Origin of the sequence: Nocardia sp. NBC_01009 (assembly GCF_045208035.1) — a bacterium.
Lineage (GTDB): Bacteria > Actinomycetota > Actinomycetes > Mycobacteriales > Mycobacteriaceae > Nocardia.
This window is the reverse complement of record NZ_CP108695.1, coordinates 3,988,476-4,003,472: the sequence shown is the minus strand read 5'-3', so window position 1 is coordinate 4,003,472 and position 14,997 is coordinate 3,988,476. Positions and strand designations below refer to the sequence as shown.

Sequence of the window (14,997 nt, the reverse complement as noted above, 5' to 3'; positions counted from 1 at the left end):
GATCCCCGCTTCCACGGCGAAGGCCCGCTGTATCTGGGCTTGGAACTGGAAATCGTTGTCCCCGAACATTATTACCGCCGGTGCGTGAGGCTCGCGTGCGATCGGCTCGCGGCGCTGGGGTACCTCAAACACGATTCCTCCATCCAACCCAACGGGTTCGAGATCGTCACCCACCCCATGTCCTATCAGCACGCCATCCACGAGTTCCCGTGGCAGCTGTTAGGTGAACTCGACGAGCTCGGCTGCGAGACCGATACCAGCGTCGGGTTGCACGTGCATGCCAGCCGCGACGGCTTCGACTCCCCCGCTCATGTCTACCGCTGGATGAAACTGCTCTACCGCAACGAGTCCGCGGTGTCGACGATCGCGCGCCGCCGATCACACTTCGCACCGTTCGACCGGGTCGCGCGGGCCCGGGCCAAGGACACCGCCAAAGGCAACCTCCACGCCCTGGGTTTGGACCGCTATCAGGCGATCAACCCCTACCCGCGCAAAACCCTCGAACTACGAGTCTTCGCCAGCTCCCTACGGGTGCAGCAGGTCCAAGCGGCACTGGCGTTCACCGCCGCTTCCATCCACTACACCCGCGGCATCGACGTCGCCGCTGTCCGCGCCGGCGCCTGGGAATGGCCACGCTTCGCCGCCTGGGTGCGCAATCAACCCGACTACCAGCCGCTGTGGGCGGAGATGGAGGAACTCGCATGTGCCTGCTGACCTATCTCCCGCCCGGCACCACACCGGATCCGGTCGCCCTGTCGATCGGCGCGACCGCCAACCCACACGGCCACGGCTTCGCCGTGATCGCCGGGCGCCGCATCATCACCGGCCACAGCATGAACGCCGAGTCCGCCATCGACCGCTTCACCACCGTGCGCAAACGCTACCCACGGTGGGCGGCGTTGTTCCACTCCCGCTACGCCACCCACGGAGACCGCACCGTCGCGAACTGCCATCCCTTCCGCCTCGGCGGGGAGGCGCGAACAGTGTTGGCGCACAACGGTGTCCTACCCAAACGCGTCCACCCAGGCCCCTACGACCCGCGCTCGGACACCCGCATCGCCGCCGAGGACTACCTACCTGGCGCACCGTTCGGGTCAATCGACACCCACCGCGGCGCACGCCGCCTGGCGGCCTGGTTGGGCAAGAGCAAGCTCGTCATCCTCACCGTCGATCCCGCCTACCGCTACAGCGCCTACCTCTTCGGTGAGAAGGCCGGTCGATGGGACGGCGGTATCTGGTACTCCAACACCAGCTACCTACCGATCTCCGTGCGCTGGCCGACACAGCCCCGCCGATACGTGTGCTGGTACTGCGGAGCACTCAAGGCGAACCGCACAAGCCGACACTGCGGCACATGCGGCTGGTGCTTCGAATGCGAAGCCAACTTCCCCGACTGCGACAGCGCTGTCAGCCCATCGTCTGACCGCATCTCGCCGCCTCCCCCACGCGCCATCACACCGACGGCCCATCACTGACCTCGCCGCCGAGCCGACTCCACCTAGAACCCGGTCGCTGATTAGTCCCCGAGAACCCCGTGCGCAGCCATTCGTGCTGCACACGGGGTTCTTTTCATTCTGTCGAAAGGCCTTGTGTCATGCCCGCATCCACACTGGTCGACCCGCTGTGCTCAGACTGTGCACACCCCGTCCCCGCAACCTCTGTGACCACGACCGTCGAGGGCGAGCGCTTGTGCCCGGACTGCGCCACCGACGTCTGGTGCTGCGAAGACTGCGACGAACCCACCCGCACCACTCACCGCACCAGCTCCGACACCCTGCTGTGTGAGCAGTGTGTCGCCGGGTGGAGCCAGTGCGCGGACTGCGACGCCTACAGCCGCAACACCCGCACCGCCGTTCGGGACCGAATCGTCTGCGAGAACTGCGTCGACTCGTATGCCACCTGCGACAACTGCGATCTCCTCACCCAGGACACCTACCGTGTGGACAGCGGCAACCGGGTGTGTGACACCTGCCTCGACGAGGACTACCGCGAATGCGCCGAGTGCTACAACCTCATCCCCAACGAGGACACCTACTGCGAGCGCTGCGCCCCGCCCGAACACCACGCGGTCCACGGCTACGACTACAAACCCAGCCCTCGCTTCCACGGCCACGGACCGCTCTACCTGGGGCTCGAACTCGAAATCAAAACCCCCGACGGCGGATTCGGCGACGCGGTCGATACCGCGGTCGCGCACATCGGTGACCTGGCCTACCTCAAAGAGGACTCCTCGATCCGCCCGTGCGGATTCGAGCTGGTGACCCACCCGATGTCCTTCGACTACACGCGGACCCGGTTCCCGTGGCCGCTGCTGAACCGTTTGCGGTTGCTGGGCTGCTACACCGACAAAGACGTCGGTATCCACATCCACCTCTCCCGCGCCGGGTTCGACTCCCCCGCCCACGCCTACCGATGGCTCAAATTCGTGTACCGCAATGAGGCCCCGGTCACGACGTTGGCGCGGCGGTCCTCGAGCTGGGCGGAGTTCTCCCCGGACGCGCGCTCCGACGCCCGTGACTATGCCAAAGGCGAGCGCCACGGCGCGCCTCGCTACCAGGCCATCAATGTTCGCCCCGAAGACACCTTCGAACTTCGGATCTTCGCCAGTTCCCTAAAACCACAACAGGTTCAAGCCGCCCTGGCCTTCGCTGCGGGGTCGGTCGAATACACCCGCCACCTCTCGGCTGCCGATATCGCGCGCCGCCGCGGCTGGGAGTGGACCGCCTTCACCACATGGCTGCGGGGACGCCCGGACTATTCACCCCTGCTCGCCGAACTGGAGGACCTCACATGTGCATCCTGACCTTCCTCAAGCCCGGCTTCAGCCCCGACCTCGACGCCTTGCGCGGTGGCGCTATCGCCAACCCGCACGGGCACGGCTACGCGATCATCACCGGCGACACCATCACCGTCGGCCGTGGCATGGACCCCGAAGCGGTGATCACCGAATTCGCTTCTGTACGAACGCAATACCCGGAAGGTCCGGCGCTGTTTCATTCACGTCTGGCCACCCACGGGGTTCGTTCGGTGGAGAACTGTCACCCGTTCGTCGTCGGAGGCGATGTACGAACGGTGCTCGCGCACAACGGGATCCTGCCAGACGTTGTGCACCCCAGCCCGGGTGATCCGCGATCGGATACGCGCATCGCCGCCGAAGACTTGTTGCCGCGGCGCCCGTTCGGGTCACTGGATTCCTGGGCAGGGCGTGAGCGGCTGGAACGCTGGCTGGACACCGACAAGATGGTCCTGCTCACCGTCGACCCCACCTACAAGCACGCGGCCTACATCTTCAACGAACGTCGCGGGCATTGGGACCAGGGCAGCTGGTACTCCAACAACTCCTACCTGCACCCGTTGTGGGCGGCGGAGGGTGACTGGGGCTTTTGCGAGGAGTGCGGCGAATACAACGACAACCAAGTCGGCCCGCACTGTTCGGTCTGCGGGCACTGCGCCGACTGCTGGCGCCCTTTCCCCAAGTGTGTGTGCCCGCCGTTGGAGGGCGAGGAACGCTACGCCGACCTGTTCGACCTCGAACCCGCTTGAACCCCACCACATCCACCGCCCGGCACCAATTTTGTCGAGCCGGCTGTGGCCACTTCGCGAAGGAAGGCACCGGATTTGCGATGAAACAGAACTTCAATCTGGCCAGCACGTTGATCCGGCTGCGTGACATCCACGATCAGCCGGTGATCGCCAGCACCGATGGGCACCGGGTCCTGCTTCTGATCCCTCGGCGGCACCGATGAATACTGACCTGCACCCCTACACCGCCCGGTTGCGCATCGATCCCCGCTGTGCCCCTTATCTTCCCGCCTCCGACCCTGGTGCTTCCGTCGTGGTCGCCGGCTATCACGCCGCGTTCGGCACCCATCCATGTCCCGCCGCCGTCGTCGGGGTGTTTCCGGGCCTGGATGTCGCCGCCGTCCGCACCGAGTGGCTCGTGGTGATGGTGCTGGTGCGGGTCGAGCACGCCACTCAGGTCATCACACCCCATGGCGACGGCACCAGCCGAACGCGTTGGGAAACCAACGTTTTCGACGGTCTCCCCACTGGGATGAGGTGGTATCTCGCGCCCGCCGCCATCGACGGCGAGGGCCGGTTGGTGATCGCCGGGCAACAGTGGTCACATGGTGGCCGCCAAGCCGTACTGCCCCGATCGGTGACCATGCACGCGCCCGGTGTGCCGATCGTGGTCGATATCCACGACCAGGACCCGCACACCGGAAAACGCTGGACACCAGCGTGATCGCCAGCGGCAAAGCCCTGTTGGCCTGGATCGAAGCGAACCTACCCGCCCTCGATGAGGACCGTTTCGGTCCCTGGCAGACCGGACCGGCCGTACCGGACGCGGTCACCGCCGACATCGAAGTGCGCATCCAGAGCCCCGGCACCGTCGACCGCACCACCACGATCGCCCTGTCGGCAACCCCCGTCACCGATCTTCCCCACTCCGCACCCATGCCGCGCGGCGTTGCGGCGGCACAACACGATTCGAGGTGATCATGACCGATTCACCGACCCCACGCCCGCCGACAGACTCCGACCGCCCGCCGGCGCTGGCGTACTTGGCCGGCGCGCCCACCGCCCAGGGGATGGTGGTACCCCACATCACCCTGGCCCATCGCGACCGTAGCCGGCCGGTGTGGGGGAAACTCGACCCCTCGATCCTGTATGAGACCTTCCGTAACCGGTTGTGTCAGATCTGCGGGCAACGCCTCTACCACCGTGTCGTGGTCTATATACGTCCCGTTGACTACGTGCGTGGTTTGGCCGTCGAGCCGGGCGTTCACCCCCAGTGCGGCTACTACTCCCGTCGCGCGTGTCCGATGCTGGCCGGACGCAGCCACCGCTACAACCCCAACCCTGCCGAGCGTTTCTCCCGCTGCGAGGACCCGGCCTGTCGATGCGCGGTCTGGACAGTGCCCGACCGCGATCCCCGCGAACCCGCACGCGAAGGCCAACCCGCCGAAGCCTGGTACGAGGCGTGGATACCGTTGTCGGACTACACCATCGTCTCCGACCCTGGTGATGACACCACCGCGCCCGCGATCGGGGTCGACCTGCGCAATGCCCGGTTGTTGAAGGTCCGCAAGGTCCGCGACGCCGCCCCCAGCCCCGATCAGCCCATGGATCTGCTCGGCGCGCTCATCGCCGGTCGCACGTTGTTCGGTGGTGGGGGTGAATCGTGGTGACGTCGCGGACACTCGACGGGCTTGCGCGACGGTGTCATCGGTCCCGAAGCCGGGTGGTTGATGCGGGCCACCCTCGCCGACACCGGAGCTCGCTGTATGTAATTCCGATCTCTGCTGGCCAGGAAGGACCGTGATCATGGATCTTCTCGACCTCGCTCGCCAGATCGCCGCCGCGCTCGGGCCCGGGTGGATCGCCGAACGCGGCTACATGATCCGCGCGCACGTGGTGTTGTACGGACCCGACCAGCAGATCCTCACCATCACCCACGGTGACGACTCTCACCGGCACAGCGATCACGGCCGCCTACAGATCAGCGCCTCCTACGGCGAATTCTCACGCCACCTCGGCACTAGCGAAGGAGGCGATGCCATCACCGTCGCCGCCGAGCGGCCCGCCACAGCCATCGCCACCGACATCACCCGGCGACTACTGCCCGACTACGAAACCACTCTCGAGCGCTGCCGCACCCGCGCACACGCCGACGCCCTGCGCCTGGCCGAACGCCGCGACACCATCGACACCCTCTGCCAAATGCTGGCCCCCGCCGAAATTGTGCGCGACGACCGCATCAGCTTCGGCCAATCAGGCGACCACGTCCGCGGCCAGATCCGCGTCCTCTTCAGCGGCGCAACCGAATTCGAACTCGCCGTCACCGCTGCGCACACCCTTCCACTGGCGCGCGTCATCGCCGCCCACCGCCGCACCACCCAGGACCAGAAGTGACCACCGCCCTGCCACCTCCAGGTCCCGATTTACTCAGCGCCGCCCTCGACCACGCAGGCCGAGGGTTCCACATCTTCCCTCTGCAGCCGGGCAGCAAAGTTCCCGCGATCAAGCACTGGGAAGACGACGCAACCCGCGACCTGGATCGGATCCAGCGGTGGTGGCGTCGGTGGCCCGCCGACAACATCGCGGTGGCCTGCGGGCCGTCAGGGCTGCATGTGCTCGACCTCGACACCAGCCACGGCCAACCATCTCCGCCGTCGTGGGACCGCGCCCGTGATGGCCGCGACGTGCTGGCCCAGCTCGCCGCCGAGGTCGGTCAGCCGATCCCGGTCCCCACCTATGCCGTCTCGACGCCATCCGTTATCAACAGGTGGTTCGGTCACTGCAACAACTTCATCGACGAAGTGCTTGTCCTGGACTCGATTTCGTTGTTGCAGTGTTATCAGCAGGGCGGCAATGACGATCATGTCACCGGTTTCGTGCGGCGGCTGGAAGGGGTGGTTGTGCGTGTCCAGTCGTGATCTTCTCGATGCGGCGTTGGCCGCGGCGGCCCGTGGGTGGTGTGTGTTTCCTTTGGTTCCGGGCAGGAAGACGCCGGCGATACGGTCCTGGGAGGATCGCGCGACCTCTGATCCCATGGCGGTCCACCGGTTTTGGGCACCCGCAGCGCGCTACAACGTCGGTGTGGCCACTGGTAGGTCGGGACTGGTCGTAGTCGACTTGGACGACGACCTCGCCCGTGATTCACCACAAGAGTCTTCGGGGAAACGTCACGGCCTTGATACGTTGGCGGCCTTGGCATCTGGTGTCGGCGCAGTGTTTCCTAACGACACTTTCACTGTGGTCACCCCAGGTGGGTTACATTTATATTTTCGCGCTCCTGCCCGGTTTGAGTTACGCAACACCGCAGGTAGGCTCGGCCGCCTGATCGACACACGGGCGCACGGCGGGTATGTCGTGGCCCCGGGATCAATCGTGGGCGGTCGCCGTTACCGCATCCTTCGTGACACGCAGGTCATGGAGCTGCCACACTGGCTCGCGCATCGGCTGATGCCCGCACCGCCGCCGACAGCAACACCACCGATGCAGTTACCGTCCCCGCGCGCGGACGCCTACCTGCGAGCGATTCTCGACGGCGAATCGCGCAAAGTTGCACGGGCACAGGTCGGTTCCCGCCACGATGCCCTGCTCAGGGCCGCGGTGACGTTGGGGCGGCTCGTCGCTGCCGGTGAACTGGCCGAATCAACGGCCCATTCAGTTCTGGAACATGCTTCCGCTGAACATCTCGGCGTCGCCGACTACACCGAGCAGGAGGTGCGGCGCACGATCGACGACGGCATCGCCTACGGCAAGCAGTTTCCGCGCCGAATTAGGAACCTCTGAGCTTCATTGACGTCTCCCCAGCGACCACCAAAACGCGCGCTACGCGGCAGAAGGGCGCGAGGATTGATTTGGTTTTACTGATGCTCATCGTAGTACTTCGCTTCGGCCTGCCGCAGTTCCTCCATGCTCCATTCCGTCCCGGGCGGCAGGTACCCCTTGAGCGTGGCGTCGTGGATGTAGTACTCCCGCACGCGCTCAGGCAGCGAGGCCAAACGGCTGTCCTCGTCGGACCACCGACCGACCACCATCTTGGCTTGAGCGAGTTCTAACTGGTGGAGTGCATGTATTCGGAAGGTGCACTATTCCCCCGGGCGGATGGCGCGGGTGGCGCGTGCACAGCTGAGCTGGCGGCCGAGCGCTCAGCGGCATGAGCGTGCGTTCGGCCCGAGCCCCTCGACGCACAACGCCATGACACATCGCTCATAGGGACTCGGTCTGAGACGCCCGCGACGCGGCGAAGCGATCACGGCTGGCCAGGCGCCGAAGTCTGCGGAGGTACCGGCCGCGCGGTCTACCCGCCACGCAGACAGACTCATTGAGCCCCTGCTGGGTGGACCCCCTACGACCCGAAGTCGATCCGGGCGCTCGGGTGGGCGGCGGTGATCCGGTCGCGGACCTCTCGGGGGATCCGGTTGCCGTCGAGGTCGACGGTCTCGAGGTCAGGGAGCGTGTCGAAGTCAGGCGGCAAGTCTTCGAGGCCGTTGAAGGCCAGGCGGACGCTCCGTAGCCGGCGGAACGTCCCGATCCCGGCGAAGTGCTCGGGCTTGAGCCGCCGGCGCTTGCCGTCGCGGCGCCACCTGTCGATCCGGAGTTCCTCCAGACCGGTCAGCTCCATCGCGAACAACTCTCGCAGGAAGACATGCCCGGGTTCCGGGCCGCGACTGGCCTGCCCGCTGAAGCCGAGGACCTGCAGCGCGGGGAGGCGGCCGAGGTCCGGCAGCGGGGCGCGCAGCAGGCCGAGGCTGCCGCCGAGGTCGAGGTCCACCAGCCGGGTCAGTTGGAGCAGGCTGTCGGGGACGGTGTCGAAGTTGTTGCCGCTCAGGTCGAGCCGGCGCAGGTTCGGGAAGGTGGTGACCACCTCGGGGAAGGTCACCAGGTACCGGGCGGGGGTGCCGGACATCGACACCTCCTCGACGCCGGTCAGGCCGCGCGCGGAGTCGGGGAACACGACGTTGGTGCCGTCAGCGATCAGCTTCCGCATCCCGACCAGGCCGCCGAAGGTGTCCGGCAGGACGAACCGCGTCGACTCGGGCGGTATCCCTCCTGGCTCGTACTCCGCCCCGGTGCGGACCGACAGCGAGGAGATGTCGAGTTCTTCCAGCGCGGACAGTCGGCCGACGGCGGCGGGCAGGGTGAACTCGACCTCGTTCTCGTCCAGGGACGAGTTGCCGGCGACCCGTAGCACCCGCAGCCCGGTCAGGTCGCCGATCGATCCGGGCAGGGCGGTCAACTTGCAGTCGCGCACCGACAGGAGCTCCAGTCCGGTGAGCGTCCCGATCTCCTCGGGCAGCTCGCGGATCGGATTGCGGTCCAGGATCAGGGTGCGCAGCCAGGGCATGCGGAGCACCTCGGTGGGGAACGCCTTCAGCTTGCGCCCGGTCAGGTCGAGATGGTCGGCCCGGTCGGCCAGGGCCCGGGACAGTTGGTCGTCCAGCGTCGCGGCCGCCGACTCGCGCGCCGACCGGGCCCCAGGTCGCAGGACGGGCAGCCCGGCACGCAGCTGGTTCAGGAACGTGTCGATGTCCAGGCGACCCTCGTTGTCGACGACCTCGGGCACGAACGCCTCGCCGAGGCCGTTCCCGGCCACGAAGTCGACGTCCCGGTCGCAGACGCCGAGGTTGTCCACCCAGCGCGCGCCGGGGGCCGTCAGTGCCATGTGGTGGTCGAAGTCGATCACCCAGGGGGTGTCGACCACCCCGGCCGCCAGGGAGCCGTGGTTGTAGTAGCCGTACACCATGTGGGTGAAAGTGCCGTCGTGGATGAAGATCTCGGCGTCGCCGCCTTCCAGCGTCTCGGCCCGGGTGTGGCCGCCGACGTAGAGCCCGGGCTGGTCCTCGTAGAGCGCGATCGGGCCGTTGACCGTCAGGTCACCGGTCACCACGATCAACTCGACATCGTCGTCGCCGTCCACACCGCGCAGCTCGGCGACGGCGGACAGGAAATCCCCGTCGAGGGTGAGGTCACCGTCGAAGAACAGCACGGTGGGATCGTCGGGCTCGTCCGCGGCTCCCTCGAACTCGGCGGACAGCACGCCGCCCAGGCGGGCGTCCACGTCGGCGTAGGACAAGAGGTCGGGCATGGAAAAGGTCGACACGCGAGCAAGCATATGCTCGTGGCTCGGCTGCGTTGCTCGCTCGACTAGCCGCCGTCTCGGGGGTGTTTGAGGCGGCATTTCGGTGCATCGCCACGCTGAGATGATCTCTGTCCGTTGATCTTCCGCACACCTTCGCCAGCTTCGGACCGCACGGGTCGCGGCATTTCAGTGCGTCCGACGGAACGTTCCGACGGAGCCGTCGAGCGGCACATGAATGCGGCAACGTGCGAGTGGGCCCTCCACCGTGTGCCACTCGCCAGCCAAATGGGGATGGGCTGACATCGGCTTTCGGGATGTTCACGACCCCCAGGAGATCCGCCAAAGTGCGTCAGCTTCCTCATAGATCCCTTCGAAGAAGATGTGGTGCACATCGACGCCTCCGAACCACTCCGACTGATGGCGAGTGCTCCTCTCCGTCGCGGTGACGGCGGCGGCAAGGTCACTCACCGTGAACCACTGACCGTTTGGCGCTCGGTGCTCAACGGAATCACCGACCCCACGCAGGTTGAACACCGGCATTTCCAGGACAACCAGATCGAACTCCTCGACGGTCAGATCGCGAAAGTTGCCCTCTTCGAACACATTCAGCGCAAACGAAACCCCAGTGATCGCCGCGGTCGCTGTCGCCCGCTGGCTGGACAGGTTCGCCGCGACATTCTCGGTAGGTTCCGTCAGCTCGATCGATAACGTCCCGGACAAACCATTGAAGAACCTCAGTGACATATGCGAATGGTGACATCGAGCACCGACACCAAGCGCATGCATGCTGGCCACCGGCCGCACGCTCGTCGGCATTTCAGGATGTCCTGCGCGACAGACGATCTCGTGACCGGCTCGACCGATAAGCAGCCGTTATCGGCGGTCAGACCCTCCCCCCTCTCCTCCGAACTACAGTCGGCTGGCGGTGATGTGCTGTTTTGGACTCGCGTCCGCTGGAGTTGATCAGGGAGAAGGACCAGGTTGCGTTCGATGCGACCGGCCGGGCGTGTGCTGCGGTGGGTTGGCGGTGTGCGGTGTGCGATCGGCTCGATGGGCCTCTGGTTGCGAATCAGCCGGTGGCTGGCGGGCTATCAGCATCCGTGGTGCATGAACACCGAGGTTGCCAAGCGGCTGGTGGAGGTGTTTGCGACGCCGAGGCGCAACGGTTCACCCGCGGTGATTCATAGCCTTTCGGTGCGCAGCGGCGACGGCCTCGGACGCGCCCCCGTTCTGGTAGTACCAGGGGTACTGGAACATGTGGTGACTGGTGCGATCGAAGACCGCGGCGAGCTCCGACCATCGACCGGCGTGGGCGAGCGCGTATCCCAACACGCTCATGTCGTGGAGCATCAGGGCGTGCATCGGCGGCTGCGACCCCATCAGGACGGCCATCGCCCGGTCGATGTCCGCTTGTGCGCGCGGCGTCGTCCAGAGTGGGTGGGGCGGATTGACGGCCACCCGATGATCCCCGTGTTCACGCAGCATGTATTCGCAGTGTGCTTGGAGCGGCACGACCACCAACGGAGAACCCTTCGGTGCTTCCGATGCGGCGGTCTCAGCGAACTCGTACATCTGCTCGTGCGAGCCGTACCATTTCTCGGACGAGAACTGCAGGGCGGCAATATATCCGGCCCTGTTGTAGGGATCGCGTGCGCAGGTTTCCTTCCAATACGACCGGAACGAGTCCGGGGATTCCTGCCCACCGATCACCAACCACAGCCTCGCGACCCATGGAGTCGGATCATCCGGGTTCAACTCGATCGCCCGCACACACCACTGCTGCGCACGGCGCAAGATCGTTGCGAAGTTGGCCATTGCCTCGTCCGAGGTCTGACTCGCGTAGGCGCTCCCCCGAGCGTTCCAGGCGCACAATACTTCCGCTTTCGCCCGCAGCACATGCGCATCGGGATCGTCCGGTCGTTCGGCACACCATCCGGCCAACCACGTCATATCCGGTGCCGCCGACTCCGCCAGTGCCTCCACGCGGTAGGAACGCCGATCCCAGTCACGCCCGGTCGCCGCGAGCAGCTTCGCCGCGGGCATCCAGCTCCCGGTCGTCTTGATCTCGTCGAGCGCCGTCTTCAACGCCGAATCGTCTGCGGCCCATTCGGTAACTACCACCGGCGTGGGCCTGTGTCCGAAGCGGCGGAGGAACCCCATCTCAAACTTCCAATCTCACATCCAGCCCGAACGGCATGTTCGCGGCGCGCTCATGATCAACACTAGCGGGCCGGTGCGATACATACCGAGCGGTCCACTGGTGGACGGGAGGGTGGCAGACACCGGGCCGTCAGCGTCAACGTCGAGAGGGCTACCAGTGGTGATACGAGGTGACCCGTGGGCTGGCCGGTGTAGACGGGACCGGCGGTGTCGTCGGCTTGTCGCCGATGTAGTGGAGGCCTGGCGGTTCTGGAGGGCGCTGGCCTGGGGCCGGCAGAAGCCCTAGCTCAATTCGACGATCTGCTCGTTTCTGGCCCTGCCAGGCCAGGGCCACCGGTGCGGCGCAGTCCTCGCGCTGCGATCCGCACCGACCGCCCCGGCACACTTCTAGGAGCTAGCGCCGACATCTACCCTTGTGTTTGACCTTCGTATGGTTGGCTTCGGCGACACACGGGTTGCGGATGCTCTGCGCCGCAGAACATCTCGCCACGCTGCCTGCGCGGGAAGCGGCATGTGAGTGTGTTGTCGACCACCGCAAGGCAAGATAGTCGGGTGGGGTACAAACCCGCCTCGAAGATCGACGCCCTGCTCTACCAACTGTGCGTCGGGATGGGGCACTGCCTGTCGTCCGAGGACTATGCCCGGCTGCTCGATGACCCGCCGCAGGACGCCGAGGACTTCGCCGACGCCGTGCTCCGGGCCGAAGGCATCGACCCCGAGTGGCGGGACAAGCGCACCCACGCCCGGTTCGTCGCCTTCATCCGCGACTGGCTCGAACGCCCCTGGCCTGCGCCCTGACCAGGCGGACGGAGGACATCAGCGGCTGGACACGGCCCATCCGCTCTTCGGCAATACAGTGCGTTGTGAGCGCGCGTGGTGGCTCAACGGCCTGCACGGCGAAGAATCATCGCTGAGCTCGCACCGACTAAGCGGCGCCCCTCTGACCTATGTGCGATCGGGAATGTCAGTGTGGATCACCGTCCCGCAGACAGGTAGGCTGCCCAGCTGGCTTGGACGTATTGAGCCCATTTGTGGGCCGTCTGCGGAGCGACACCATAGAGGTCGCTGACCACGACGGCGTCGAGCTCGAGGACGTTGGTGATCATGGCTGTGTTTCGGGCGGTGAGTGTGGCGAGTCCGTGCTGACTGAGGCCCCGGAGCACGGAGTGGACGTTCCGATGACGGCTGGCCGGGCGGCCTGGGAATAGATAGCGGGGGCCGTCGAGGTTCTGGTTTCGCAGCATGCTGGAGGGCCCGCCCTTGTCGATTTGGGCTTCAATGAGTTGGGCCAAAGAGGGCGGGAGCACGACCGGGTTTTGATCGCCCACCAGGTAGGCGTAGGTCTCATCCCGGCAGAAGCGATCGGCGGTGAGTTCGACGATGCGAACCGCCGGTATCGCGTAGAGCCTGATCAGGGCTCCAATGATCCGGATCTCGAGCGGCAGCGAATCATCGATCAGGCAACGCCGCAGCTGTGCGGTGTGCTCGTCGTGGTCTTGAAATCGTTGCGGCAAACCATCTTTCGGTCGCGTGATCTCGATGTCGGTGATGATACGTCTGTCCAGCATCCAGGACACGAAGGTCAATAGGGCGGCGATGTTGGAGGGCCGGGTGTCGAGGTAGGTGTCGATGTGGTGCTGGGTGAGCTCGGCAGCCGATGTGCCGGCCGAGTCGAGCCAGGCTAGGAAGTTGATCGCGGCCTGGATCCGGGACCGATTCGATCGGTCCGCGGTGGGCCGGAACGGCCCGCGCGCCGCACGCTGGCGGGCGCGCCGGACGATGTACCACTCGGCGTAGGCGCGGATCAGGGTTTGGTGTGGTGCCGGGAGGGTCGCGACGGTGCGATCGACCCACAGCTGCAGCTGTGCCAGGGATTCGTTGCGCCGCGGCAGGAGTCCAACAGCGACAAGCAGTTCGCGCAAATAGTGCGTGCGCCCGTTCTGTGGCAGTTTGTCGAGTTCTTCATGGGTGAGCTCGGCTCCGGAGGTGGCGAGGTCGGCCAGGATGCCGGCCGAGGTTCGGTCGGCGACCCAGTGGCCGACGCTGTCGGGATGGGCTGTGGCAAGCGCTGCGATCAATGGCTGCACTCGCGCCAACGCAGACGCATCCGCGCCACCCAGGAGTTCGGTCACTTTTTCGGTGGTGAGGCAGCGATAGCATTGGCCATCTCGGAAACCGGGGCCTTCCTCGCCGCAGGTCCGGCAGGCGAAGTTCAGGTCCGCCCCGGCGCAGGTCGTGCACACGGATTCACCAGAGTCGTTGATGCAGGCCAGGATCCGTGTGTGTGAGCATTCGGCGCAGGGTTGGGGATGGTTGCGGCGGGCACGGTAGCAACTGCCGCACACCGGCCCCAAAGGCCAGTTGGCAGTAATCGGTTTGAGGGCACCGCAGATCGCGCACAGTCGCGCAGCCTTGGGCACGCAGTTGTTGCAGTAGAACGGGCCGGCGCGGTAATGGCTGCCGTGGCGGCGTTGACCGCAGCTGACACAGTCCCCGATGTTCGCGCATCGATAGCAGGTATCGGGTGCACCCTTGCCGTCGCCGCGGCGTTGGATCGGGCGGGTCTGTCCGCAGACCCCGCAACGGCGCGGCGGGCTGGTGTAGCAGCGTTTACAGACTGGACCTTTGGGCGTGTTCGCGGAGACAATCCCGACCTGGCCGCATTCGACGCACGGCTTTTCCGACTTGGGCGCACACCGTCTACACAGTGCACCGCCAGCCTCTGTTCGGCCGACGGGAGCGCTGTTTTCGTCGCAGCGGCTGCATGCGGTCTGCCGAGCGGGATCGCGGAGATAGCAGCGGCGGCAGATCGGGCCATCAGGTCGGTGGGTGACGATTCTCGCGGTCTCGCCGCAGCGGGCGCAGGGCCGTCGTTCGATCCGTTCGAGGCATCGTTCGCAGCACCGTCCCTCCGGAGTGCGGCGTTTGAGCAACTTGTCGCAGCGTCCGCATCGAGCACAGCCCAGCAGCACTACATAGTCGCCAAAACCGTTGGAAGCCAGCAGCCTCAGCAGCTGCGCCAACGACAGCGGGCAGTACGGTGAGGGCGCGGTGAACGCGTCCGGATGGTCGCCCAGGTGGCGGCCGAGTTCACGGGCATTCGGCGGTGCCCAGGCGTGAGCCTGCGCCAGAAAGTCCCTGGCCTGCTCGTCGCTCAGCGCGGCTCCGCATACTTCCTGCACCGCACAGATCAGGCGTTGCCGTATGTCGGCGAGTTCATCGACGCGGCGCTGACGAGCTGT

General features: G+C 65.9%; 16 protein-coding genes. 12 read left to right on the top strand and 4 right to left on the bottom strand.

What is annotated here, in order from left to right; genetic code table 11:
- The first annotated feature begins 84 nt into the window (after positions 1–84).
- From OHA42_RS17865 to OHA42_RS17815, 11 genes are all read left to right on the top strand, one after another.
- Complete coding sequence (locus OHA42_RS17865) at positions 85–714, top strand: hypothetical protein (RefSeq protein WP_406238506.1); 630 nt, start codon at positions 85–87, stop codon at positions 712–714.
- Entirely contained in the window at positions 702–1,475 is a 774-nt protein-coding gene (locus tag OHA42_RS17860) for a class II glutamine amidotransferase (protein WP_406238504.1), read from the top strand. The genes OHA42_RS17865 and OHA42_RS17860 overlap by 13 nt, the downstream gene beginning before the upstream one ends.
- A 185-nt stretch (positions 1,476–1,660) precedes the next feature.
- Positions 1,661–2,803 (top strand): hypothetical protein, encoded by a 1,143-nt coding sequence (locus OHA42_RS17855; protein ID WP_406238502.1) that lies wholly within the window; start codon positions 1,661–1,663, stop codon positions 2,801–2,803.
- Positions 2,791–3,543, top strand: coding sequence for a hypothetical protein (locus tag OHA42_RS17850; RefSeq protein ID WP_406238501.1), 753 nt, complete (start codon positions 2,791–2,793; stop codon positions 3,541–3,543). The genes OHA42_RS17855 and OHA42_RS17850 overlap by 13 nt, the downstream gene beginning before the upstream one ends.
- Positions 3,544–3,623: 80 nt before the next feature.
- Entirely contained in the window at positions 3,624–3,746 is a 123-nt protein-coding gene (locus tag OHA42_RS17845) for a hypothetical protein (protein ID WP_406238500.1), read from the top strand.
- Entirely contained in the window at positions 3,743–4,246 is a 504-nt protein-coding gene (locus OHA42_RS17840; RefSeq protein WP_406238498.1) for a hypothetical protein, read from the top strand. The genes OHA42_RS17845 and OHA42_RS17840 overlap by 4 nt, the downstream gene beginning before the upstream one ends.
- Positions 4,243–4,500, top strand: coding sequence for a hypothetical protein (locus tag OHA42_RS17835; protein ID WP_406238497.1), 258 nt, complete (start codon positions 4,243–4,245; stop codon positions 4,498–4,500). The genes OHA42_RS17840 and OHA42_RS17835 overlap by 4 nt, the downstream gene beginning before the upstream one ends.
- Positions 4,501–4,502: 2 nt before the next feature.
- Positions 4,503–5,192, top strand: coding sequence for a hypothetical protein (locus OHA42_RS17830; RefSeq protein WP_406238495.1), 690 nt, complete (start codon positions 4,503–4,505; stop codon positions 5,190–5,192).
- A gap of 136 nt (positions 5,193–5,328) precedes the next feature.
- A complete protein-coding gene (locus tag OHA42_RS17825) occupies positions 5,329–5,916 on the top strand; it encodes a hypothetical protein (RefSeq protein WP_406238493.1) in 588 nt (195 codons plus the stop codon).
- On the top strand, positions 5,913–6,440 hold the full coding sequence (locus OHA42_RS17820; RefSeq protein WP_406238491.1) for a bifunctional DNA primase/polymerase: 528 nt from the start codon (positions 5,913–5,915) through the stop codon (positions 6,438–6,440). The genes OHA42_RS17825 and OHA42_RS17820 overlap by 4 nt, the downstream gene beginning before the upstream one ends.
- A gap of 199 nt (positions 6,441–6,639) precedes the next feature.
- The gene (locus OHA42_RS17815) at positions 6,640–7,302 is read left to right on the top strand and encodes a bifunctional DNA primase/polymerase (protein ID WP_406238489.1); all 663 of its coding nucleotides are present in this window, start codon (positions 6,640–6,642) and stop codon (positions 7,300–7,302) included.
- Between the two features lie 559 nt (positions 7,303–7,861).
- On the opposite strand, the gene OHA42_RS17810 is transcribed toward OHA42_RS17815, so the two are convergent.
- The 3 genes from OHA42_RS17810 to OHA42_RS17800 all read right to left on the bottom strand — a co-directional run bounded on the left by OHA42_RS17810 (position 7,862) and on the right by OHA42_RS17800 (position 11,716).
- Complete coding sequence (locus OHA42_RS17810) at positions 7,862–9,616, bottom strand: leucine-rich repeat domain-containing protein (RefSeq protein ID WP_406238488.1); 1,755 nt, start codon at positions 9,614–9,616, stop codon at positions 7,862–7,864.
- Between the two features lie 297 nt (positions 9,617–9,913).
- Entirely contained in the window at positions 9,914–10,399 is a 486-nt protein-coding gene (locus OHA42_RS17805; protein WP_406238486.1) for a hypothetical protein, read from the bottom strand.
- A gap of 363 nt (positions 10,400–10,762) precedes the next feature.
- A complete protein-coding gene (locus OHA42_RS17800; protein ID WP_406238484.1) occupies positions 10,763–11,716 on the bottom strand; it encodes a hypothetical protein in 954 nt (317 codons plus the stop codon).
- A gap of 591 nt (positions 11,717–12,307) precedes the next feature.
- Here OHA42_RS17800 and OHA42_RS17795 point away from each other — a divergent pair.
- Positions 12,308–12,553, top strand: a complete 246-nt coding sequence (locus OHA42_RS17795; RefSeq protein WP_406238483.1) for a hypothetical protein — start codon at positions 12,308–12,310, stop codon at positions 12,551–12,553.
- A gap of 176 nt (positions 12,554–12,729) precedes the next feature.
- Here OHA42_RS17795 and OHA42_RS17790 read toward each other — a convergent pair whose 3' ends face one another.
- Positions 12,730–13,887, bottom strand: a complete 1,158-nt coding sequence (locus OHA42_RS17790) for a hypothetical protein (RefSeq protein WP_406238481.1) — start codon at positions 13,885–13,887, stop codon at positions 12,730–12,732.
- Positions 13,888–14,997: the final 1,110 nt, after the last annotated feature.